Origin of the sequence: Natronomonas pharaonis DSM 2160 (assembly GCF_000026045.1) — an archaeon.
GTDB classification, from domain to species: Archaea; Halobacteriota; Halobacteria; order Halobacteriales; family Haloarculaceae; genus Natronomonas; species Natronomonas pharaonis.
The window spans coordinates 2,124,890-2,146,736 of record NC_007426.1 but is presented as its reverse complement, the minus strand read 5'-3'; the positions used below and the strand labels follow the sequence as shown (position 1 = coordinate 2,146,736).

The following is a 21,847-nucleotide window of genomic DNA, read 5'->3' as shown; positions in this document are numbered from 1 at the left end:
CGGGCGGCAGCGCATCGCAAGGCCTTCGCTTGTCTTTCTGGAGCGGAGGGGTATGAAACGTCCCTCTAGGTGTCTAGATGACGGAAGTACGCCTCGACGAGCGCCCGCTGTGCTCGACGGATGTGGTAGTGGAACGTCGCTGAACTGCGGTCCATCGCCTCGGCGATTTCCTCGGCGGTCTGCTCGCGTGGCCACGAGAAGTAGCCCCTGAGGTGGGCATGCCGGAGTGCGGTCCGCTGGCTGTCGGTGAGGCGTTCGTCGACGGCGGTTCGGAACTCGTCTTCCGTCCGCGGTGGCCGGTCGAGTTCACGCTTCGAGACGAGGTCGGCGCCGTAGATGTCGTCGGCCGCATCAACGAGCGGCCGTGGGTTCTCCCTGCTCGGGAGTTCGGCGACGACGGTCGTTTCGCCCGCCTCAGAGACAACGGCCGTCGGGACGGCTCCGGCGTCGAAGAACTGCTCGACGAGTGACTCACGGAAGCGGACCTCGAAGATGTCGGCGTCGCCGTCGCTGCCGACACGGGTGGCTTCGGTGACGTTGTCCGTCTCGGCAGCGATTTCGCCGACGGTCTCCGGGTCGGCATCCGCCATCGTGAAGTAGTGCCGGTACTCGCCGTCGCCGTCGGCTGCGGACCATTCGTGTTCACAACGGCCGCCGGTTTTCGCGGAAATCGTCGCCAGAAACGCCTCCCGCCCCGTGATACGGAAGGTAAGCTCCGTCGTCGTCTCGGCCAGCAACATCCGTCGCATTCGTAGCGCGGTGACCGCGAAGCCGACAACCTCGCCCAGCCGGCGCAGCGCGGCCTGCTCGCGGTCGGTAAAGGCGGTCGGTCGAGACGAGTACACAGAGAGCACGCCGACGACGGAGTCTTGGTGCACGAGGGGAACCGATGCGCCGGAAGCGATGTCACGTCCGTCAGCTGCCTGCTTTACTTCCTCGGGGAAATCAGACTCTGCAATCTGCTGGACGACCTGTATCTCGCCGGTTTCGACAGCCACGACCGCTGGACCCTCCCAGTCGAGCGCGTTGAGCCGTTCGACCTCCGACAACAATCCGTCAACCGAGCCGGTCCCTGCCGTCGGTGTCATCGTCTTTCCGGGGCCGCTGCGCCCGACCCACGCCGCTCGATACAGTTCGGAGGCGGTGAGACGGTCGCAGACGGCCTGTTCGATTTCGGCTCTGTCGGCCGCCTCGGCGACGGCACTAATCGCCCGATGGACTGACTGACTGATTCGGTGGAGCGTGTCGAGCTCGTCGTGCTGTCTCCGGATAGCGGCCTGCCGGTTCCGTCTGGCGGTGATGTTCCGGCCGATAGTGACGACGAACTGCTCGCCGCCGATATCGACGAGGCCGCCGTTGAACTCGTACGGAAGCTGTCTGCCGTCCCGAGTGAGAATGTCGACTTCGAGGCTGTGGTCGGGCGGATGGTCGTCAATATCGGCGAGCGTTCGCCGGGCGACCTCGCCGGATTCGGCGGCAAGCAGTTCGCCGACATCCCGCCCCGCGAGCGCGCCGACGCCGTAGCCGGTTACCTCGGGCACGCGTGCGTTCCACCAGCGGAGCCTGGCGTCGGTATCGAGGATACAGACGACATCCGGGACCGACTCCAGCAGACTCGCTATCGAATCGTCCAGTTCGAGTGTAGGCGCTGCCACGGGTCATCGCCCGCTTTCGCGCCGAGCTACAAAAAGCTGCGCCGCTCCGAGAACACTACCGCTCTTCTAGGGCGTCGGCGACGCGCTCCATCTCACGGCGGATGTCGTGGAGTTCGTCGCGAACCTTGCGGACTTCGCGGACGAGTTCTTCGTTGTCGCTGCCTTCTCCCTCGGGGCTGCCGCCCATTCCGGGGGGGCCGCCAGCGCCGGCACCGGGGCCGCCGCCACCCATCATGCCGCCCATCATCTGCGCGAAGGGGCTGCCGCCCATGCCGCCGCCACCGCCCATGCCACCGGGGCCGCCGCCGCCACCCATCATCTCCTGCATTTTCTCTTCTCGGCTCAGGCCTTCGCCGTCGCCCTCGCCGTCGCCTTCCTCGGCGCGCTGTTGGCGGATTTCTTCGACTCGCTCTCGGAACGATTTCTCCTCGCCGCTTTCGCCTTCTTCTTCGTCCGTCATGGCCCTCTCTTTTGTCTCGCGATAGAAAAGTCCACAGGTTCGGCCGACCCGCAACGAACCGGAACTACAACGGTATCGGAGTCGAAAGTCCCCCACAACGGATGCTCCTCGAAGGCCTCCTCTTTGTCCTCGCCGCCGGCATCTTCACCGCTATCGTCTGTGGGTTCGGAACGCTCCCGTTCTTTTTTGTCGACGAGATTAGTGACCGCGTCACTGTCGCTCTGTGGGGACTGGCCGGTGGTATCATGCTCTTTGCGTCGCTTTTCGGGTTCATATTCGAAGGACTCAGGGACGGCACCGTTTTTGAGGTCGGTGCCGGCCTTGTCGTCGGCGTCGTCGTTGTCGTCGTCGCCGACCGTATTATCACGGGCTATGAGTTCGAACCCCGCGACATCCCGGATGCGGACTTCCGGAAACTGGTACTTATTGTCGGTGTTCTAACGGTCCATAGCTTCCCCGAGGGGGTCGCTCTCGGCGTTGCCTTCGCCGACCTCGGCATCGAGGGTGACCTCGTGTTGGCCGGGCTTGCGATTCCGGGGCTTGCAATATTCATCACCGCTGCAATCTCCATTCAGAACATCCCCGAGGGACTGGCCGTCGCCATTCCGCTCCACACCTACGGCATCGCAAACTGGAAAATATTCGGCTGGGCGGTCTTCTCCAGCATCCCGCAGCCGATAGGGGCCGGCATCGCGTACGTCTTCGTGACGACCGCCCGAGAGTTCCTCCCGTTCGGGTTCGGCTTCGCGTCCGGGGCGATGATATTCCTCGTTCTCCATGACATCTTCCCCGAAGGGCTCGACCACGGCAGCGACCTTCCCGGACACGGTCGGCGTGAACTGCTCGTCGGCATCGCCGTCGGCGTCGCGATTATGCTCCCGGTGATGCTGCTGACGGAGTGACTACCCCTCGGCTTCGATTCGTTCGAAGAGAGCCGGCGCTGCGCGCTTTTCGACGACGCCGTAGCCGAGATACAGGGCGACCGCCTCGACTGAGACGAGAGCCAGTACCGCAATCGCTTGTACCGCCGGCGAAGCGAGCACTGTATCAAGCATCGACATTGCCCCGTTTTCGCTGTGTTCGAATCATCTGTGTGTTGCTATCGGAGGCTATCACGCAGGGGTAAATAACGGTTTTGGGTGTATAGAACAATATTACTGTTCTGTATTGGACCGGTAACGGACAGGAATATACGCGTATTATTCACGGATATAGTGTCCTCGCCGGGTGTGTCTCTGTCCTGGCATAGACCGGCGTAACAAAGTCCTGCGCGGCGTGGCAACGCGGCCGGGACACCGTCGGGCTGTGGCGGTGCCACGCAAGCACCCGGACGGTGGGTCGGCGGAGACGGCCGCTCTGCTGTGGAAGGCTCCGATATGTGGAGCACCGACAACGATGGCGAACGTATATGGCCCCGCCGCCGGGACGGATAGACGATGGTGCTTTCGACGTACGCCGCCGTCCGAACGTTGCACGTTCTCGCCGTTTCGCTGCTCGTTGGTGGCAGCGCCGTCCTGTGGCTCGGGCTTCGCGTCGGCACCGCTCGGCTCCCGGTCCGTCTGCTGTCGTGGTTCGAAGCCGTCTTCTGGGGTGGCCTCGGCATCGTCGTCTTCACCGGCCTCGGCAATCTCGTCGCCTTCGGCATCCCTCCGGTGGATAGTCACCGGGGTATTGTGCTGACAGCGAAATTTGTAGCCGTTCTCGGCCTCGCTGTGTTCGCCCTCGTTCGGGCCGCCGCAGTCATCGAGCTCCAGCGAGCGGGCAACGGAGCTGTCGGCGGTCGGCGGCTCCGCCTGCTCTATGCGGCGACAGCGTGGCTTTCGACGGCGGCGGTCCTGCTCGCGGGGGTGCTCGCCCGTGGCTGAACCAGCCGATAGACTGGCCGTCTGGACGGCCGGCACCGCTGCGCTTGTGGTCGTCACCGTCGGCGCGCTGCTTGCCGGCCACCTCGTCGGCGTGCTGTCGACCGTACTTCCAGCGATAGGGACGGCCGCAGCGGGACTGTTGTTCGGCTACCTGTGGTTGCTGTCACTCGTCGCCGCTGGATTTGTTGACGTGCTCGACGCGAAAGACGGCTATCCCTTCGCAATTGCCCGGACGGCAGCCGCCGGCGGCGGGGTCGCGGTCGTCTATCTCACGGTGGTACTCGTCGTCGGGTTCGTCTCGCCGACGCCAACGCCGGTCGAGCCGGCTCCGGCCGTGGTCGCCCGCACCGTCGTCGTCGGTGCCAGTATCGGCGCTGTCAGTGGCGGCCTGTTTGCTGCGTTCGGGCTCGCCTGTGGACGAATTGGGCGTGCTGTTGCCGACGGCTGTGTCGAAGCCGGGGACGGTCGGCGTCCGTAACCGGGGGCCATAGCTTCTTTTCTCCCGGCGGTACGTTGTCCGGGTGAAGTGCCGTTACTATCTTGTCCCCCGGCGGTAAGTTGTCCGTATGAAGCGCCGTTACTATCTCGGGACCATCGCCGCCGCTGCCCTCGCCGGCTGTAGCGAGCTTCAACCCGAGGAAGCCCCCGAAGAGACGCCGGAGCCGGAGCCCTCCCCGGAAGAGACGCCAGAGTCCGAGCCCGCTCCCGACGAAACTCCCGCTCCGGATGACCCGGAGCCGACACCGGAAGACGAGCCTCCGTCCGACGCCGAGCAGTTCGCGGAAAGCCGCATACAGAGCGGTGACGAACAGCTTCGGGAGGCGCTTTCTGCCTACGCCGACGCCGGCAACAGCGAGTCGTTTCTCGATGTCCGTGCCTCGACGACGGGGTTCCGGTGGGTGCCGGTCTACAGACACGTTCAAGCGGCAAACGAACAGTTTGCCCGCGCAGCAAACCGTGGGACCGCCGCACAGCGAACTCGGGTCGACACCCTCCGCCGCGTCGGTGCACTCCTCACTGAGATGGCCAGAACACAGGAACGCGTCGCCACGGCCTTCGAGTCGTTCGGGGATATCGTCGTGGCCCACCAAGGCGATACCGTCAGTCCGGTCGCGTGGCGACGGCTTGACGAGCGGATGGCCACCATCGACACGCGCTTCGACCGCCTTACTGACGCCGGCGACCCCTCCGATGCCGACGCGAGCGACCACGTCTCCGCGGACGAACTGGCAAACAAAACCGACCAGTTGGCCGCCGAGCGCGATGCGTTCCATCGGCTGCTCGATGCCCGCGAGACATACACGCAGGCACACGACGACTGGATTCGAGGCGAGCGGCTCTACCGGCGGCGGTCGTGGACGAGCGCCGAACAGCGGTTCGACCAAGCGGCCTCGGCCTTCGAAGACGCCAGTGAACGACTTGCCGCCGACCCAGTCGACGACCGGCGATTCGACACCCGGTATCAGACGTTCGTCCGGATGGCGGAGGCGCTCGCCGAAGCCGCGACCGAGTACGGTGCCAGCGCAGCGGCGTACAGGGACCGGGACACCGAAACCGGCGACGGTCGGCGCCGTGATGGACGGCGTATTCTCAGAAACGAAGACGTAATCGACGGGCTGCCGAGCGTGCGCCGGCTCGAAGCGTTCGAGCCGTAGGTGTCATCGAACGCACGCTTCCTGCGCTGCGGGCTTGCGGGCCGCCCCCGACGGCATCAGTCGGCTGTCGCTTCCTCGGGTAGTTCGACGTCGACCGGGCCGTCGCGGTCGGTGATTGTCGTCTCGATGGTCACGAACGCGGGGTCGCCGCCCTGTGAAACCTCCAGCCGGAGGTCAGCCCCGTAGAGCGTGTCCGTCTCGTCGTCGACCAGAACGTAGTAGACGTAGTCCTCGATTGTCATCGGGACGTGACCCGTTCCGTCGACGCCTGCGAGGTCGGCAGCCTGCCCACGGGTGATGTTCGCTTCGTACATCGTCGTCTCGGTCCCGGCGACGGTCTCAGTGCGGATTGGTTCCAGGTCGTCGCTGGCAAGCGGCCCCGGAATCGCGCTTGCGAGATGGTCGACGGTGGTCCAATCTTCGAGTTCACTTTGTTCCCACTCACCGTCGCTGCTGGTGTAGAGCGTCCCCTCGTGGACGTACTGCTCCGTCCGGCGCGGCTCGTCTCTGAACGCTGTTTCCGTCGTCTGTACCAGCCGTGCGGCCTCGTTTTCTCTATCGACGGCGCCGTCGACCTCGACAGTCTGGTTTGCGCCTGTCGACTGGAGCGTCCGGGTAATCTCGACGGAGTATGTCTCGACCGCATCGGTGTTTGCCGCAAGCGCGGTCGCGTTCACCGATGGTGACTCGGTTTCGGTTCCGCCCTCAGTCCCGCCGAACCCGGCACAGCCGGCGAGCAGTAGGCAGCCGACGACAGCGAGGACGACGTGTACTCGTTCCACAGCGGTATCTAGCACCGACCCGTTTCTAAACTTTTCCGCTGCTAGCACAGCGGCACGTGTGTCGATGAGCGCTGACCGCAAGCCGAAAGTATACGTTGGTTGCCAACGCGGAGCAGGGTATGTTCGCCGACGCGACCATCGTCGATTTGAGCATCGGCATCGAAGACGGGGCCGCAAGTGAACCCGACCCTGCAACTATCGACCGGATGGACCACCGGGAGGGCGCTGAGTGGCTCGCTGAGAACCTGCAGGCGATGGGCGTCGACGTGAGCGCCGACGATTTCCCCGACGGAACCGCACTTGCATGGGAGGAAATCGAGGCGATTACCCACACCGGCACCCACATGGACGCGCCATACCACTACGGACCGGAAAGCGGCGGCGACCCCGCCCGACGAATCGACGACGTGCCGCTCGATTGGTGTCTCGGCGAGGCCGTCGTTCTCGACGTTCGCCATCTCGACGGCGGCGATGAGATTACGGTGCCGCATCTCGAAGCCGCGCTTTCGGACCTCGGATACGAACTCTCCGGCGACGAGATCGTGCTCATTCAGACCGGTGCTGACGAGCTGTGGGGTTCCGCCGAGTACCTGACCGACTTCCCCGGAATGGGACGGGATGCGACGCTGTGGCTCGTCGAACAGGGCGTACGCGTCATCGGGACCGACGCGTACGGGTTCGACAAACCGTTCCTTGAGATGGGTCGCCGGTTCGAGGCCAACGGTGAAAGCGAGGAGCTGTGGCCGGCACATCTCGCCGGCCGCGAGCGGGAGTACTGCCAGATAGAGAAGATGGCGAACCTCGATGCGCTGCCACGGAAGACAGCGGTGCCGCTTGTCGCTGCCCCGGTCGTCGTTGAGGACGGCAGCGCCGGCTGGGTGCGGCCGCTCGCTGTCTTTCCGGAGGGGACGGCATGAAGCTCGCCACCTTCGAAGTTGAGACGCCGGTCGGCCCCGTCCGTCGACTCGGCGTTCCTCACGACGACGAACTCATCGATATCCACAGTGCGTATGCGGCCGCGCTCGCCGCCGATGGGGAGGCCGACCCGGTGTCTATCGCCGACGCTCACGCGCCGCCGGATATCATCGAGTTCCTCCGCCGGGGCGACCGAAGCCGCGAGGCGGCCCAAGAAGCAGTCGCGTACGCAGACGAGGCTGCCATTGAGCGCGGCCCGACCGGCGGTCGGCTCCGGTTCGATGCCGACGAGGTGTCGCTGCTTGCGCCGGTGCCGCGCCCGAACTCCCTGCGTGATTTCATGGTCTTCGAAGAGCACGTCCGGAACGCCCTCGGCGAGGAGCCGCCCGACGCTTGGTACGAGATGCCGGTCTACTACAAGAGCACTGCCGACAGCGTCGTCGCCCCCGGCGAGACGGTCGAGTGGCCGGCGTACTCCTCGCTGATGGACTACGAGCTAGAACTGGCAGCCGTCATCGGCAAAGAGGGACGGGACATCCCCGCCGAAGCGGCCGACGAATACATCGCCGGGTACACGATATTCAACGACTTCAGCGCCCGCGACATTCAGGGCGAAGAGATGCAGGCCCGACTCGGCCCCGCGAAGGGCAAAGACTTCGCCAACGCCTTCGGGCCGTATCTGGTCACTGCTGACGATTTCGACCCCGAAACCGCCGAAATGCGGGCGACTGTTAACGGCGAGGTCTGGTCGGAGGGGACGCCCGGCGAAATGTACCACACCTTTGCCGATATCGTTGCCCACGTCTCACAGAGTGAGACGCTCTATCCCGGGGACGTCCTCGGTAGTGGGACCGTCGGCGAGGGGTGCGGCCTCGAGCTCGGCCAGTTCCTCGAATCCGGCGACACGGTTTCGCTGTTCGTCGACGGCATCGGGACGCTTGAGAACACTGTTCGATGAAATGTATGTATACTTTCATGACGAATAGGGCGGGTCGAATGTATAAACGGCGCACATGTTCGGAAGACCACCGTGTTCGCGTCAGATACTTATCACATGCCTTTATGGAATGGTAGTGAGAACCCCCGAATATGCTGAATCGACGACGGCAACTGTTTGTCGCGCTGGGCGTCGCCCTCATGCTCGTGTTAGGAGCCGGGGCCGTCGCCGCGGCCGACGACGTCGAATCGGACACCGGCGATGTCTCGCAGGTCCAGCAGATGGACAACGAGACGACCGACCTGCCGGTTGAGCCACCCACTGAGGTCTCCCACCCCGGATACGAGTATATCCGACAGGAAGGTGACACCGAAGAAAAGATAGAACTCGGTGAACAGCTCTTCTTGGACCCGCGCATCTCCGAGACCGGGACCATCTCCTGTAACACCTGCCACAACGTGATGGAGGGCGGTGACGATAGCCGCCCGACCGCGATGGGTGTCCACGGCCAGACCGGTCCGGTCGCCTCACCGACTGTCTGGAACTCCGGGTTCCACCACACCCAGTTCTGGGACGGTCGCGCCGACACGCTCGCCGAGCAGGCCGAAGGCCCGCTCGTTGCTGATGTCGAAATGGGGATGCCCGACCACGAGGCAGCCCTTGACCGAATCCGCTCGGTCCCCGGTTACGTTGAGAGTTACGAGGAAGTCTACGGTGACGAGGCCGAAAGCACCGACCCCGACGACCTCATCACGCTCGAACGAACCGTTGACGCCATCGCCGCCTACGAGCGGACGCTGGTGACGCCGAACAGCCCATACGACCAGTACGTCGAGGGTGACGAAGACGCTCTGACCGAACAGCAGCTCGACGGCATGGAGACGTTCCAGGAGCTTGGCTGTCAGAGCTGCCACAGCGGCCCGATGTTCAGCGGCCAGTGGGAAGAGCCTGAATCCGGTGAGGGCGTCTACCAGCCCCACCCGACGTTCCGCGAGAACGAGCAGTGTCAGGAATACGTCGAGGAGTACGGTCTGATGGACAACCCCGGCCGAATGGGTGTGACTGACGACGCCGCCGACGAGTTCCTCTACAAGGTCCCGACGCTGCGGAACGTCGAACACACCGCCCCGTACATGCACACCGGACAGGTTGAAACGCTTGAGGACGCCATCCGCGTGATGGCCGCCTGCTCGCTTGACGAGGAGGTCTCCGATGAGGAAGTCGAGGATATCCACGCCTTCCTCACCAGCCTGACGGGCGAGTACCCCGACCAGGAGATGCCCCGGCTCCCGAACCCGAGCGGTGAATCCATGATCCCGATGGATGCTGACACTGAATTCGAGGACATGGAAGAAGAGCCCGAAGAAGACATGGAGAACGATATCGAGGAGAACGGCGCTGACGACGAGGAAGTCGAGGACACTCCCGGCTTCACCATCGGTGCCGCCGTCCTCGCGCTTGCGCTCGTGCTGGCAACGGCCCTCATCGGCTACAACCGCCGCACCGAGCAGTAAGGCCGCATTCCCGCCTTTTTCGACTGAGCGACACGCCTATCAGTCCCCTATCCCAAACCAGAATATCGAATGAATCCCCGGAAGGTAATCACGATAGCTGTTCTCGTCGCGGTTCTGGGGTTCGGCTACTACTCGATGAACGCCGCACCGGTGTTGAGCGACCACGACTACACCTATCAGGGCGGCCTTCAGTGGCACGAAGACCCCGACGAAGCGCTATCTATCGCACAAGACGAGGACAAACCGGTACTCGTCTATTACTGGACGACGTGGTGTACGTACTGCCAGACATACGACGAGAACCACTACCAACACGACGAAATACGGGACACACTCGATGCGTATACCCTGCTCGCCATCAATCTTGACGACCCTGGTCCGGGAGCGAGCATGGCGGCCGACCACGGCGCGAGCTATCCGCCACAGCACGTGATGATGACGCCTGATGGCGAGGAGATATCCCAGCTCGGCGGCTTCGTCGAGCGCGACCAGTTCTTACAGGAAATAGAAAGCGCCCTCGGAGCGGTTTCGAACGAATGATAACGACGATACTCACCACCGGTACGGTACTCATCTTGCTCGCTGCCGTCGGCAGCAGTCTTGCAGCCATTCTGCTGGCGTACGGCTACGTCTTCCGAACAGACGACTTCCGCCGGGTAACGCTCGCGGCGGCCGGCACGGCGACTGCAGCACTCGTCGTCGCTCACAGCTATCTGACCTACCAGTTCATCGTCGGCGACTACACGAACGCCTACGTCTGGCGCAACTCCGCCGACTATCTTTCGTTGCTGTATCGGTTCACCGGCGCGTACGCGAGCCACGAGGGGTCGATACTCCTGTGGGCGATGCTGACCGCCGTCGTCGCGACGTGGACCGTCTACTCCGGGCGCTTCAGCGGCCGCGGTGCACGCCTCACACAAGCCATCTCACTCGGTATCGTCGCCACGTTCGCGACAATGCTCGTCGTTCAGAGCCCGTTTACTCCTATCGGAATAGAGTTTCCCGACACGCCGGAGGGCTTCGTTCCGCCCGATGGTGACGGTCTCAATCCGCTGCTCATCGACCCATGGATGGCGATTCATCCGCCGATAACGTTTGCGGCGTATGCGCTTTTGGTCGTCCCCTTTGCCCTCGGCGTGACGCATTTCGTCTCGCTGTTCCGCGGCGAGGAAAGCGTCTTCGATGAATGGCACGCGAGCCTACTGCAGTGGCTCCGCGTCTCGTGGCTGCTCCTCACGGCTGCTATCGTCTTCGGTGGTATCTGGGCCTACGGCGTTCTCGGCTGGGGAGGGTTCTGGTCGTGGGACCCCGTTGAGACGGCGGTACTCATCCCGTGGCTCGGGTTGACCGCCTCGTTACACGCCATCAACCGGTACGGCAAGACCGGCGAGTACCCCGTCTTCGCACCGGCTGCCGCCGCGGCGTGTTTCCCACTCGTCATCTTCGCGACCACAGTCGTTCGCAGCGGCGTCTTCCGAAGCGTTCACTCCTTTGCCGCCGGCGGCATCGGGACCGGTATCCTGTTTTTGCTGGCTACAACTGGCGTTGCAGCCATCGGGCTTCCGCTCGCCTACTGGCTGTTGCAGTCGGAGGGTGTCGAACGCGCCGCCGGCGAGTCGTGGCTCAGCCGCCGGACGGTCTACCACGCGGCGGTGCTCTCCTTCGTTACGCTCGCGTTTATTTCCGCGTGGGGACTGTCGTTCCCGGTGTTGCGGAACGCAGCCACCGGCGTCGAAGTGAGCGTCGGTCAGGACCACTACAACCTCTGGAGCTACCCCGTCGTCGTCTTCGGACTCCTCGCCGGCGGGCTCTATGCGCTGCTGGACATCCAGCGACGGCGGCTCGCCATCGCTGCTACCGCCGCCGTGGCCGTGGCAACTGTCGCTGCGGCCTTCGTGACGCCGTCTGCCAATTGGTATCTGAGTGACCCAAGCGCCCACGACCCGGCTATCTACCGCATCGTCGGCACCCTCAGTGTCCTCTCTATCGTTCCGCCAGCGGCCTTCTTCGCTGGCGCGTGGACGACCCGGTACGTCTCACGAGTCAGGGGCGTCCCGTCGCGGACGTTCAAGCTCAGAGAAACCGGCATCCTCGGTATCCACGTCGGCGGTGCGATACTCATCGTCGCCGTCTCGTTTGTGTACCTGTTTGCTACCTCGGCATCGGTCGCCGTTATCGGTGTCGACGACGCACAGAACAACCCAGAACCGATAGTCGAGGAGGTCCCCGAGTCGGCCTACACCGTCGAGATAAGCGACTACCGGACCATCGAAGAGCCGACCGTTGAGGAAGCGGCCCGGTCGCCCGAAGAGGTGCTCCAAGTCAACGAGGACGCCTCACTTGTGCGGGGAACGATAACCGAGGTCGGGTCGATAGAAAACACCGATGTCGCCCGACTCGATGACTCGACGGTCTGGCTCGCCAGCGCCGACCCCGAGGTGACCTTCGAGTCCGGCGAGGAAGTCATCGCCCGCGGGACCGTCTTCGGCGGCGATGAACTCGGAGACAACGTCGAGGCGTACGTGTACACCGACAGCCAAAATATGGGTCCGGTCTCGGACCCGCCCCGAGACGCTCATTCGCCGCGCGTCGTCTCCCACGAACTTGACGTGACCGTCTACGAACGCGACCGGCAGGTCGCAAGCGGCACGATAGCCGAACAGGAGTATCTCCGCTCGGAGATGAACACCAATGACGCTATCATCGAACGCGGCGCGACCGGCGACACCTACGTCGTCGGCTCGATAAACGAGGCGGGTGCCAGCATCACCGTTGATACGTACCCGCTTGCCAACTATATCTGGCTCGGCGTGGTGTTGATGCTGCTCGGGATGGGGACCGTGCTCGCAGCCGACCGCCGGCGCAACTAGGCAGGGCGCAAGTGTTCGCAGTCGCCGGCAGCGATTCGCCGCTTGCCGTCGTCAGTTTCGACGACAAGAGTTCCCGGGAACTCGATACCAACCGCTTCACCGGTGACCGTTTCACCGGGCGTCTCGACGCGGACAATCTGTCCGATGGTCGTCGAAAGCTCCCGCCACGCCTCGGGAACGTCCTCCGGGGCGTTTCGGAGTGCTTCGAGTCGGTCGATGATGGACGCAGTTAGTGCCCCCCGGTCGATGTCACCGACCTGCTCTTTGACGGTCGTTGCGTGGTCTGGGACCGATGCAGCGTCGATATTGGCGTTGATGCCGATGCCGACGACGACCCACGAGACCCTGTCGGCTTCGCCCTCCATCTCGGTGAGGATGCCGACGAGTTTCTCCCCGTCGACGAGGATATCGTTCGGCCACTTGATTTCGGCGCTGACACCGACCTCCCTGAGTGCCGCTGTCGCCGCAACCGCAGCCGCCAGCGTGTACACCGGTACCTGCGACGGCGGCAGGTCGGGCCGGTAGACGAGACTGAGCCAGACGCCGCCGGCGGGTGACTCCCACGGCCTGTCGAGCCGACCGCGCGCGCCGGTTTGTTCGTCGGCGAGGACGCAGACGCCCTCGGCTCCGTCGGCCGCCAATTCGCGCGCGCGGTCGTTCGTGCTCGCTATCCGGTCGTGGTATTCGATGTCGACTGAGGCGTCCAGCTGATGTTCGACGGCTGCGCCGCCGAACTCCGGCACGTCGACGAGCACGTAGCCGTTGTTGCGGCTCTCGATGTCGAATCCGTCCTCGCGGAGTGCCTCGACGTGCTTCCAGACCGCCGCACGGGAGATGTCGAGCCGCGTCGCGAGTTCCGGTCCCGCAACCGGGCCATCGGCGAGCGCATCGAGTACCTGTCGTCGCGTCTGTTGCATACCGTCCGTTGTGGGTCCGATGGCCATAACGCCACCGTCGCCGCCCCCGACCGCTGTCCCGCGGGCCGGCCTCCCGAATCCGACCATCCGTTTTCTACGTGGGCAGATGCGCCCGTCAATGAACATTATCGACCGATACAGACTGACGAACGTCCCGTTCAGCTCCCGATGCGGCCCGTGTATCTGTTCACATACCTCTATTCAAGCATTGTTATGGACGAACGTTCTATGATAGATGCGTTTTGAGAATACTTGCACGATTAGCTACGGCTTATATCCTGTGTCTGTATTGTCTACGTGTACAAGAGATGACGGACGAAAGCCTCACTCCGGACGAAAAGCGCGTCCTTGATGAGATAGAAGAGAAGAACGTCGATTTCCTGCGACTGCAGTTCATCGATATCCTCGGTACGATTAAGAACGTCGCCGTCCCGGCCGACCAGGCTGAGAAGGCGTTCACTGAAGGTATCTACTTCGACGGGTCCTCCATCGAGGGATTCGTTCGCATTCAGGAGTCCGACATGCGGCTCAAGCCCGACCCCAGCACCTTCGCCATTCTCCCGTGGCGGAAACGCGAGGACGGCGCGTCGGCGCGGATGATCTGTGACATCTACAACACTTCGACCGGCGAGCCGTTCGAGGGTGACCCGCGGTATGTCCTCAAGCAGGCCCTCGAACGCGCCGAGGAGATGGGATACACTGTCAACGCCGGCCCCGAGCCGGAGTTCTTCCTCTTCGAGGAAGACGACGAGGGCCGTGCGACCACGGAGTTCTCCGACGTGGGCGGGTATTTCGACCTCGCGCCGAAGGACCTCGCGTCCGATGTCCGCTACGACATCATCGCCGGGCTCGAATCGATGGGCTTCGACGTCGAAGCCTCCCACCACGAGGTCGCCGAATCCCAACACGAAATCGACTTCGAGTACGACGACGCGCTGACGACGGCCGACAACGTCGCTACCTTCCGCGCCGTCGTCCGGGCCATCGCCGCTCAGCACGACCTGCATGCGACGTTCATGCCCAAGCCGATTCCGAAAATCAACGGCTCTGGCATGCACACGCACCTGTCGCTTTTCACCGAAGACGGCGAAAACGCCTTCCACGACGGCGACGACGAGTTCGACCTCTCCGATACGGCCCGTTCGTTCCTCGCCGGTGTTCTCGAGCACGCGCCGGCGATTACGGCGGTTGCGAACCCGACGGTCAACAGCTACAAGCGGCTGGTGCCGGGCTATGAGGCCCCCGTCTACGTCGCGTGGTCCGACACGAACCGCTCGGCGCTGGTTCGCAAGCCGGCTGCACGCGTACCGGCGGCCTCGCGCATTGAACTGCGCTCGCCGGACCCGTCGTGTAACCCATACCTCGCCTTCGCGGCGATGATTCACGCCGGCCTCGACGGCATCGAAAACGACCTCGACTGTCCCGACCCGGTCCGGGAGAACATCTACGAGTTCGACGAGGCCAAACGCGACGAATACGGTATCGAGACGCTGCCGAGCAACCTCGGCGAGGCCGTCGATGCCCTCGAAGCCGACGAGGTCGTCCTCGATGCTCTCGGCGAGCACGTTCCCGAGAAGTTCATGGAGGCCAAGCGCGAGGAGTTCGGCGAATACCTCGTCGAGGTCTCCGAGTGGGAACTCGACCGCTACCTCGAAACCTTCTGAGAGCGGCGACTGTCGCGGACGCCTCTGTCCGTACGAAACGGCTCCGCCTCTCGGGCGTACCCACCTTTTTTGCTGCCGACGACGACGGCTCCCGCATGGTAGACCGTGATATCGTGCTCCCCAGCGGGCTCGACTCGCTCGACGACGTCGTCGCCGTCGCACAGCGCGCCGAATCACTCGGCTACGACCGCCTCTCGCTGCCGGAGGTGACCGGCCGAGACGGGGTTACGCTGCTGGCGACGCTTGCGGCTCGGACCGACCGCATCGGCCTCTCGAACGACGTCTTTTCCCCGTGGGGGCGGTCGCCGGCGATGCTCGGCCAGACGGGGGTCACCGTACAGGAAGCAAGCGGCGGCCGCTACCGGATGGGCCTTGGAACGTCTTCGCCAAACCTCACCGAGGGCTGGCATCTGGCGGCATACGAGCGGCCGCTGCGACGGCTCCGGGAAACCATCGATATCATTCGGCAGGTGACTGCCGGCGAGGAACTCGATTACGACGGCGACCACTTCGACGGCGGCGGCCTCAGACTCCGTGGCGTCGAGCCGCGTTCGGTGCCGGTTGATGTCGCGGCGCTCGGACCGAAGGCAGTCGAGCTTGCCGGCCGGTTCGCTGACGGCTGGGTGCCGCAGCTCTTTACCGTTGCGGCCCTCGAAGACCGGCTTGAAGACCTCCGTCGCGGCGCGGCGCTTGGGGACCGCTCGACGGACGACCTCCGCGTCGCTGTGACGGTCCGCTCGTGTGCTCTAGAGGATGCCAGCCGTGCCCGAACGGCCGCCAGAAAACAGTTGGCGTTCATGGTCGGTGCCTACGGCCCCTACTATCGACAGTCGATAGCCCGACAGGGATTCGAGGCCGCAACCGACGACATCCACGGGGCGTGGACGGACGGCGACCGCCAGCGGGCCATCGAAGCCGTCACCGAGGAGATGGTTGACTCGCTTGTCGCTGCCGGCACGCCGGAGGCCGTCCGAGAGACAGTGCGCCGGTATGAAGCAGTCGATGGCGTTGACGCGGTTCGTATCGGCTACTTCGGGGACATGGATGCAGACGAACGGCGACAGACGACCAACGCGCTCGCGCCAAGCGACGGATGAGTGTGAAGAACAGAAACTATAACTAACTTTTCTTGAATTCTTTATCCCATATCCGGGCGGAAGCGAACTGCATATAGGTGTTCACGAAAAAGACATTCGTGAATGACAAAAGACCTTGAGCGGGACCTTGGGCTCGTTTCCGTCGTCGCGATAAGCACCGGCGCGATGATCGGGAGCGGTATCTTCGTTCTTCCCGGCATCGCGATGAACGAGGCCGGGCCATCGGTGATTCTTGCGTTCGCTCTCGCAGCGGTTCTCGTCGTTCCGGCCGCGCTGAGCATCGCCGAGCTAGGGACGGCGATGCCCGACGCCGGCGGCGACTACGTCTTCATCGAACGGGGTATCGGTCCAGCGGCTGGTACCATCGCCGGCCTCGGGACGTGGTTAATGCTCATGTTCAAGGGCGCGCTCGCGCTTGTCGGCGGAATGTTCTATCTCGACGTGCTCGTACAGCTTCCGAGCCACGCCGCCGCCGCCGTCGTTATCGGCACGGTGCTCATCCTCATCAACCTCTTTGGGGTCAAACAGACCGGGCAGTTGCAGTCGATTATGGTCGTCGTGCTCATCGTCATCCTCTCAGTATTCGTCATCGCGACGATTACTCGCGTTGATGGCGCACAGTACGAGCCGTTTTTCGACGACGGATACAGCGGCCTCATCGCTGCGACGACGACGGTACTGGTTTCGTATGCCGGCGTCACGAAAATCGCTGCCGTTGCAGAGGAGATAGAAAACCCCGGTCGGAACCTGCCGCTTGGGCTGTTCGGGTCGCTCATTCTGACCGCGTTCCTGTATATACTCATTGTCTTCGTGCTCGTCGGGGTTGTTGACCCCGCCCAGCTCGCGGACTCGAACATCCCCATGGTTGATGCGGTTGATGCGGTCGGCTGGGCTGGGGTCTGGGTGCTCGATTCGGCACAGTTGCTGTTCATCGCGGTGGCGGCTATCGTTCTCGCTGCCATTCTTGCCCTTGTTTCGACGGCCAACGCAGGCGTTCTCACCGCCTCGCGCTATCCGCTGGCGATGAGCCGCGATGACCTGCTGCCCGACCAGTTCGCACACGTCCACTCGCGGTTCCGGACCCCGACGACGGCCATTCTCGTGACTGGTGGCGCGATGCTGTTTATCATTGTCGCCCTCCCGGTCGAGGACATAGCCAAGACGGCCGGTGCGTTCCAGATTCTCGTCTACGCGCTGGTCTGTGCCTCGCTCATCGCCTTCCGTGAACGGCCGCTGGAGTGGTACGACCCGGACTTCCATGCGCCGGGGTATCCGTGGGTGCAGATATTCGGTATCGTCTCGGGGCTCTACATCATCTCACAGATGGACCTGCTCCCGCAGGTCGGTGCCGTCGGCATCACCGTCTTCGGGCTGGCGTGGTATCTCTGGTATGCCCGCAGCAAAGTCGACCGGGAGGGTGTCGCCGTCGACGCGGCTCGACGACAGGCTGGCCGACAGTTCGTTTCGGAAACCGAAAGCCGGCTTGACGAAGCCACGACCGACGGCGATGAGATACTCATCGCGCTCCGACAGGACGCCAGCCGGCTCGAAGAAAACCGGCTTCTGCAGGTGGCGGCCCCAGTCGCACAGACTCGTGGCAGCCAGATTCGTGTCGTCCGCTTCGACGAAGTCCCCGACCAGTATCCGCTTGACCAGGCGACCGGCCAGACGCCTTCGGACATCGAGTTCGAAGAGCGGACCGACGACTTGGCCGACCAGTACGATGTCGACATCGAGGTCGGCGAAATCGTCAGCCACGACACCAAACACGCGGTGGTCAACTACGCCGAACGGCGCGGTGTCGACCTCATCATCACCCGGTCGGACCCAGTCAGCCGCCTCCGGACGCTCTTCGGCCGCGACAGCGACTGGATTATGGAGCATGCGCCCTGCGACGTTGTCTTCGTCCAGCCGGGGGCCTTCGATTCCCTCTCGGAGTTGGCCATCGTCACCGACCGGAGCCCGTTCAATGACCCGCTGAAAATCGAACTCGCCGACGCCATCGCCGGTGTGGCCGGCGCGAACCTGCGGTTCGTCTTCGCCGCTGGCGACGACCCCTCCGAGCAGTACTTAGAGACGATTCAGGATTACCACGACGAACTCGACAACCGCTGTTATGCGCCTGTCGAGGGTGTCGTCGTCAAGTCCGACGACACGGATGCCCTCGTCGAGTCCCTCGCTGGTGCGGACATGGTGATGCTCTCGACGGTGACTCACCGACGGCTTCCGGACCTGCTTTTCGCACAGCGGTCCGACCGGGTTGCCGCCCGGCTCGACCAGCCGGTCATACTGGTCCACTCACAGAAAAGCCGCCGAACGACGTTCCTCGAACCGATTATCGACCGGGTGCTGTTTCGGTCGTAGCTACTGCAGACCGAGGTCGACCTCGAAGCTGTTGCCCGGGCGGGGGACGCCCTTTGCCGTGACCGTTTCGCCGGTCATGAACGCCGCGGCGTCGCTGGCGAGGAACTGTGCGACGTCGGCGATGTCCTCCGTGTGACCGATGCGGCGGTCGACCGTCTCCCGTGGCGGCATCTGGTCTTCCTGAATGCCGAGCGTTTCCGCGACCCCTGGCGTCTGAACCAGCCCCGGTGCGATGCAGTTGACCCGAATGCCGTCGCTTGCCCACTCGACGGCGAGCGTCTCGGTCAGCCGGATAATGGCCGCTTTCGAGGCGCTGTAGTGGCTCTCGTTCGGCGCAGCGTGCTGGCCGTTGACACTCGACATGTTGATGATACAGCCGCCGCCGTCGTCGCGCATATACTCGCCAGCCGCCTGCGTGCAGTGGAACGTCCCATGGAGATTGAGGTCGATGATGGATTTCCAGCCGTTCTCGGAGATGTCTTCGAAGGCGGCGACGAACTCGCCACCAGCGTTGTTTACGAGCACATCGATACCGCCGAACTCCTCGGCTGTCGCCTCGACGAAGGCCTCGACATCCTCCGGTTCTCTGACGTTACATTCGACGGCCAGGGCCGTCCCGCCGTCCTCACGGATGGACTCGGCAACCGGGTCGATTCGCTCCTGTGCGCGGGAACAGATAGCGACGTTCGCACCGTCAGCGGCGAACCGCTCGGCGATTCCGCGACCGATACCCTGTGAGGCGCCGGTTACGATAACGTTCTGTCCGTCGACACTGAACTGGTCTGTCGGCATAGACGGATTCGACAGCCGCCGCACCTATGATTGTACCGGCGGCTGCCGATTTGGACGCTTTCTACAGGCGGAGCAGGCCGAGTGCCTCGGGGTCGTACGGAAGACGAAGTCTTCCGTGATGACGAGACGCCTTCGGCGTCTCGAACCACTTGCCCCCGAGGCGGTTCACTCCAAGACGACGAGCGGGTCACCCTGGTCGACCGAGTCGTCTTCGCTGACGGCGACCTCGGCGACGGTCCCGCCCGTCTCGGCGATGACATCGTTTTCCATCTTCATCGCTTCGAGGACACAGATGACGTCGCCGCTTTCGACGGTGTCGCCTTCCTCGACGTTCACTTCGAGAATCGTCCCCTGCATCTCGGCGCTGACGACTTCGCCGTCGGCGTCGACAGCCGACGCGCTGCCGCTGTCCCCGCCGCCGCCCCCGGAGCGACGCTGTGGCGGCCCGGACGATTCGGCACTCCCGCCGGCCTCGACGGCTCCGAGCAGTTCGCCGCGCTCTTCGAGGTTGACCTCGAAGCGCTTGCCGTTGACCTCGACGGTAAACTCCCGTTCGACGACCTCCTCGTCGCCGGCCTCGGCCGTCGTTTCGGTTCCCCAGCGTTCCTGTGCCGCTTCGATGCGCTCGGCGTCCAGTTCCTCGTCGAGATATTTCGTCGTGTGTGTGCCGGCGCTGAAGGCGTCGTCTTCGAGCATCAGCCGGTGGAACGGGATGATGGTCGGGATGCCTTCGATGTCGTACTCGGCGAGAGCGCGGTCCGACCGAGCGAAGCACTCCTGGCGGTCCCCGCCGTGGACGATGAGCTTTGCGACCATCGAGTCATAATCCGTGACGAGGTCGTCGCCCTGCCGCAGTGCGTCGTCGACGCGAACGCCGATACCGCCCGGCGGGTCGTAGGTCTCCAGCGTGCCGCCCGTCGCCGGCGCGAAGTCGTCAGCGGCGTTTTCGGCATTGATACGGAACTCGATGGCGTGGCCGTCGAGGTCGACATCCGCCTGCTCGAAGTCGAGTTCCTCGCCGGCTGCGACTCGGAGCTGCCATTTGACGATGTCGATGCCGGTCAGCGCCTCGGTGACGCAGTGTTCGACCTGAATCCGGGTGTTGACCTCAAGGAAATAGAAATTCGCGTCCGGACCGAGCAGTTCGCCGTCCTCGCGGTCTTCTTCCTCGACGAGGAATTCGAAGGTGCCGGCGTTGTAGTAGTCGGCCGCGTCGGCCCCTCGGCGGGCTGCCTCGCCGATTTTCTCTCGGAGCTCGTCAGACAGCGCGGGACTCGGTCCCTCCTCGATAACCTTCTGGTGGCGACGCTGCAGCGAGCAGTCCCGTTCGCCGAGATGGCGGACGTTGCCGTGCTCGTCGGCGAGAATCTGGACCTCGATGTGCCGCGGGTTCTCCAGATACCGCTCCAGATACACCGAGTCGTTGTCGAAATACGCTTCGCCTTCCCGCTGTGCAGCCGCGAGCTGGTCGGCCGCCTCGTCGGGGCTGCGGACGATTTTCATGCCGCGGCCGCCACCGCCGCCTTCGGCCTTGATGGCGATTGGGTAGCCGTGTTTGTCCCCGAACGCTTCGACCTCTTCAGCCGACTCGACTGGGTCTGTCGTCCCCGGGACAATGGGTACGTCGGCTTCCTGCATGACTGTCCGGGCCTTCGTCTTCTCGCCGGCCTGTTCCATCGAGTCGGCCGCCGGCCCGACCCACTTGATGCCCTCGGTCGCCTCTACTTTCCGTGCGAATTCGGCGTTTTCGGCGAGGAAGCCATACCCCGGATGGATAGCGTCCGCGCCGGCCTTCTCGGCGGCGTCGATGACTGCCTCGTGGTCGAGATAGGAGTCGGCCGCACGCGCCGGTCCGATGTTGTACGCCTCGTCGGCGTACCGGACGTGGCCGCTGTGTTTGTCGGCGTCGCTGTAGACCGCAACGGTATCGACACCGAGGTCGTCGCAGGCGCGCATGACACGAACCGCGATTTCCCCCCGATTGGCGACGAGCACCTTGTCGAACATACTGTGCGATGGCTGTCGCGCCGCCCACGTTATTCTATCGATTGAACGTAAACAAACGGTGAATCTGTGGTATACGAACCGGACGGCAACCGGCCGCAGTCGTGCGGTTCAGTACCGGTCAGTGCGGCCGGCCGCCGCCCACTCGTTTCGCGGGGCGTCGGTCGGCACTCGGCTTCGGCGGTTCTGGAGGCTGTTGAGGCGGCCGGTAAACCGCCAGCGGTCGCCGTGCCAGTCGTCGTCCGCGTCGCCGTCGTCGGCAGCGGCTTCGAGGGCGGCCACGTGGGACCGAACCGCTGCGACGATAGCTGCGGCCTCGTCGGCGTCGGCATCCGGTGGTATCTCGACCTGCATCG

20 protein-coding genes are annotated in these 21,847 nt (G+C 63.9%); 12 read left to right on the top strand and 8 right to left on the bottom strand.

Annotated elements, in window-relative coordinates; translation table 11 throughout:
• Window positions 1-65: 65 nt before the first annotated feature.
• Together NP_RS10880 and NP_RS10875 are read right to left on the bottom strand one after the other, a co-directional pair.
• Window positions 66-1,655, bottom strand: coding sequence for a bacterio-opsin activator domain-containing protein (locus NP_RS10880; RefSeq protein ID WP_011323909.1), 1,590 nt, complete (start codon window positions 1,653-1,655; stop codon window positions 66-68).
• Between the two features lie 55 nt (window positions 1,656-1,710).
• Entirely contained in the window at window positions 1,711-2,115 is a 405-nt protein-coding gene (locus NP_RS10875) for a hypothetical protein (RefSeq protein WP_011323908.1), read from the bottom strand.
• A 101-nt stretch (window positions 2,116-2,216) separates the two neighbouring features.
• On the opposite strand from NP_RS10875, the gene NP_RS10870 reads away from it, so the two are divergent.
• Window positions 2,217-3,017 carry a ZIP family metal transporter gene (locus NP_RS10870; RefSeq protein ID WP_011323907.1) on the top strand — a complete coding sequence of 267 codons (801 nt, stop codon included), beginning with the start codon at window positions 2,217-2,219 and terminating at the stop codon, window positions 3,015-3,017.
• Here NP_RS10870 and NP_RS14620 read toward each other — a convergent pair whose 3' ends face one another.
• Window positions 3,018-3,170, bottom strand: a complete 153-nt coding sequence (locus NP_RS14620) for a DUF7512 family protein (protein WP_011323906.1) — start codon at window positions 3,168-3,170, stop codon at window positions 3,018-3,020.
• Window positions 3,171-3,551: 381 nt separating this feature from the next.
• Between NP_RS14620 and NP_RS10865 the strand changes: the two genes are divergently transcribed.
• The 3 genes from NP_RS10865 (at window position 3,552) to NP_RS10855 (ending at window position 5,635) form a co-directional block, all read left to right on the top strand.
• Window positions 3,552-3,980: a CopD family protein gene (locus NP_RS10865; RefSeq protein ID WP_011323905.1), complete on the top strand. Its 429-nt coding sequence runs from the start codon at window positions 3,552-3,554 to the stop codon at window positions 3,978-3,980.
• Complete coding sequence (locus tag NP_RS10860; protein ID WP_011323904.1) at window positions 3,973-4,458, top strand: hypothetical protein; 486 nt, start codon at window positions 3,973-3,975, stop codon at window positions 4,456-4,458. Before NP_RS10865 ends, NP_RS10860 begins: the two co-directional genes overlap by 8 nt.
• A gap of 88 nt (window positions 4,459-4,546) precedes the next feature.
• On the top strand, window positions 4,547-5,635 hold the full coding sequence (locus tag NP_RS10855; protein WP_011323903.1) for a hypothetical protein: 1,089 nt from the start codon (window positions 4,547-4,549) through the stop codon (window positions 5,633-5,635).
• A gap of 56 nt (window positions 5,636-5,691) precedes the next feature.
• On the opposite strand, the gene NP_RS10850 is transcribed toward NP_RS10855, so the two are convergent.
• Complete coding sequence (locus NP_RS10850; protein WP_049939670.1) at window positions 5,692-6,417, bottom strand: hypothetical protein; 726 nt, start codon at window positions 6,415-6,417, stop codon at window positions 5,692-5,694.
• A 119-nt stretch (window positions 6,418-6,536) separates the two neighbouring features.
• Here NP_RS10850 and NP_RS10845 point away from each other — a divergent pair, with 119 nt between their 5' ends.
• The 5 genes from NP_RS10845 (at window position 6,537) to ccsA (ending at window position 12,653) form a co-directional block, all read left to right on the top strand.
• The gene (locus NP_RS10845; protein WP_011323901.1) at window positions 6,537-7,334 is read left to right on the top strand and encodes a cyclase family protein; all 798 of its coding nucleotides are present in this window, start codon (window positions 6,537-6,539) and stop codon (window positions 7,332-7,334) included.
• Complete coding sequence (locus NP_RS10840) at window positions 7,331-8,290, top strand: fumarylacetoacetate hydrolase family protein (RefSeq protein ID WP_011323900.1); 960 nt, start codon at window positions 7,331-7,333, stop codon at window positions 8,288-8,290. The genes NP_RS10845 and NP_RS10840 overlap by 4 nt, the downstream gene beginning before the upstream one ends.
• Window positions 8,291-8,421: 131 nt before the next feature.
• Window positions 8,422-9,783, top strand: coding sequence for a cytochrome-c peroxidase (locus NP_RS10835; protein ID WP_011323899.1), 1,362 nt, complete (start codon window positions 8,422-8,424; stop codon window positions 9,781-9,783).
• A 69-nt stretch (window positions 9,784-9,852) separates the two neighbouring features.
• Window positions 9,853-10,323 (top strand): thioredoxin family protein, encoded by a 471-nt coding sequence (locus NP_RS10830; RefSeq protein WP_011323898.1) that lies wholly within the window; start codon window positions 9,853-9,855, stop codon window positions 10,321-10,323.
• The gene (gene ccsA / locus NP_RS10825; RefSeq protein WP_011323897.1) at window positions 10,320-12,653 is read left to right on the top strand and encodes a cytochrome c biogenesis protein CcsA; all 2,334 of its coding nucleotides are present in this window, start codon (window positions 10,320-10,322) and stop codon (window positions 12,651-12,653) included. The genes NP_RS10830 and ccsA overlap by 4 nt, the downstream gene beginning before the upstream one ends.
• Here ccsA and NP_RS10820 read toward each other — a convergent pair.
• Window positions 12,650-13,570, bottom strand: coding sequence for a biotin--[acetyl-CoA-carboxylase] ligase (locus NP_RS10820; RefSeq protein ID WP_011323896.1), 921 nt, complete (start codon window positions 13,568-13,570; stop codon window positions 12,650-12,652). The two genes, ccsA and NP_RS10820, sit on opposite strands and share 4 nt — an antisense overlap.
• A 308-nt stretch (window positions 13,571-13,878) precedes the next feature.
• Here NP_RS10820 and glnA point away from each other — a divergent pair, with 308 nt between their 5' ends.
• The 3 genes from glnA to NP_RS10805 all read left to right on the top strand — a co-directional run bounded on the left by glnA (window position 13,879) and on the right by NP_RS10805 (window position 18,695).
• Window positions 13,879-15,234 (top strand): type I glutamate--ammonia ligase, encoded by a 1,356-nt coding sequence (gene glnA, locus NP_RS10815; RefSeq protein ID WP_011323895.1) that lies wholly within the window; start codon window positions 13,879-13,881, stop codon window positions 15,232-15,234.
• Between the two features lie 95 nt (window positions 15,235-15,329).
• Entirely contained in the window at window positions 15,330-16,331 is a 1,002-nt protein-coding gene (locus tag NP_RS10810; RefSeq protein ID WP_011323894.1) for a TIGR04024 family LLM class F420-dependent oxidoreductase, read from the top strand.
• A 102-nt stretch (window positions 16,332-16,433) separates the two neighbouring features.
• Window positions 16,434-18,695: a universal stress protein gene (locus tag NP_RS10805; protein ID WP_011323893.1), complete on the top strand. Its 2,262-nt coding sequence runs from the start codon at window positions 16,434-16,436 to the stop codon at window positions 18,693-18,695.
• Here NP_RS10805 and NP_RS10800 read toward each other — a convergent pair whose 3' ends face one another.
• From NP_RS10800 to NP_RS10790, 3 genes are all read right to left on the bottom strand, one after another.
• Window positions 18,696-19,487 (bottom strand): SDR family NAD(P)-dependent oxidoreductase, encoded by a 792-nt coding sequence (locus NP_RS10800; RefSeq protein WP_011323892.1) that lies wholly within the window; start codon window positions 19,485-19,487, stop codon window positions 18,696-18,698.
• A gap of 165 nt (window positions 19,488-19,652) precedes the next feature.
• Window positions 19,653-21,494, bottom strand: a complete 1,842-nt coding sequence (locus NP_RS10795; RefSeq protein WP_011323891.1) for an acetyl-CoA carboxylase biotin carboxylase subunit — start codon at window positions 21,492-21,494, stop codon at window positions 19,653-19,655.
• A gap of 108 nt (window positions 21,495-21,602) precedes the next feature.
• Window positions 21,603-21,845: a hypothetical protein gene (locus tag NP_RS10790; protein ID WP_011323890.1), complete on the bottom strand. Its 243-nt coding sequence runs from the start codon at window positions 21,843-21,845 to the stop codon at window positions 21,603-21,605.
• Between the last annotated feature and the right edge of the window lie 2 nt (window positions 21,846-21,847).

Excerpts from the sequence above, each read along its gene's own strand:
- NP_RS10875 (WP_011323908.1), bottom strand. The coding sequence starts at position 2,115 with ATGACGGACGAAGAAGAAGGCGAAAGCGGCGAGGAGAAATCGTTCCGA.
- NP_RS10870 (WP_011323907.1), top strand. The coding sequence starts at position 2,217 with ATGCTCCTCGAAGGCCTCCTCTTTGTCCTCGCCGCCGGCATCTTCACC.
- NP_RS14620 (WP_011323906.1), bottom strand. The coding sequence starts at position 3,170 with ATGCTTGATACAGTGCTCGCTTCGCCGGCGGTACAAGCGATTGCGGTA.
- NP_RS10865 (WP_011323905.1), top strand. The coding sequence starts at position 3,552 with ATGGTGCTTTCGACGTACGCCGCCGTCCGAACGTTGCACGTTCTCGCC.
- NP_RS10855 (WP_011323903.1), top strand. The coding sequence starts at position 4,547 with ATGAAGCGCCGTTACTATCTCGGGACCATCGCCGCCGCTGCCCTCGCC.
- NP_RS10845 (WP_011323901.1), top strand. The coding sequence starts at position 6,537 with ATGTTCGCCGACGCGACCATCGTCGATTTGAGCATCGGCATCGAAGAC.
- NP_RS10840 (WP_011323900.1), top strand. The coding sequence starts at position 7,331 with ATGAAGCTCGCCACCTTCGAAGTTGAGACGCCGGTCGGCCCCGTCCGT.
- NP_RS10835 (WP_011323899.1), top strand. The coding sequence starts at position 8,422 with ATGCTGAATCGACGACGGCAACTGTTTGTCGCGCTGGGCGTCGCCCTC.
- NP_RS10830 (WP_011323898.1), top strand. The coding sequence starts at position 9,853 with ATGAATCCCCGGAAGGTAATCACGATAGCTGTTCTCGTCGCGGTTCTG.
- ccsA (WP_011323897.1), top strand. The coding sequence starts at position 10,320 with ATGATAACGACGATACTCACCACCGGTACGGTACTCATCTTGCTCGCT.
- NP_RS10820 (WP_011323896.1), bottom strand. The coding sequence starts at position 13,570 with ATGCAACAGACGCGACGACAGGTACTCGATGCGCTCGCCGATGGCCCG.
- glnA (WP_011323895.1), top strand. The coding sequence starts at position 13,879 with ATGACGGACGAAAGCCTCACTCCGGACGAAAAGCGCGTCCTTGATGAG.
- NP_RS10810 (WP_011323894.1), top strand. The coding sequence starts at position 15,330 with ATGGTAGACCGTGATATCGTGCTCCCCAGCGGGCTCGACTCGCTCGAC.
- NP_RS10805 (WP_011323893.1), top strand. The coding sequence starts at position 16,434 with ATGACAAAAGACCTTGAGCGGGACCTTGGGCTCGTTTCCGTCGTCGCG.
- NP_RS10800 (WP_011323892.1), bottom strand. The coding sequence starts at position 19,487 with ATGCCGACAGACCAGTTCAGTGTCGACGGACAGAACGTTATCGTAACC.
- NP_RS10795 (WP_011323891.1), bottom strand. The coding sequence starts at position 21,494 with ATGTTCGACAAGGTGCTCGTCGCCAATCGGGGGGAAATCGCGGTTCGT.
- NP_RS10790 (WP_011323890.1), bottom strand. The coding sequence starts at position 21,845 with ATGCAGGTCGAGATACCACCGGATGCCGACGCCGACGAGGCCGCAGCT.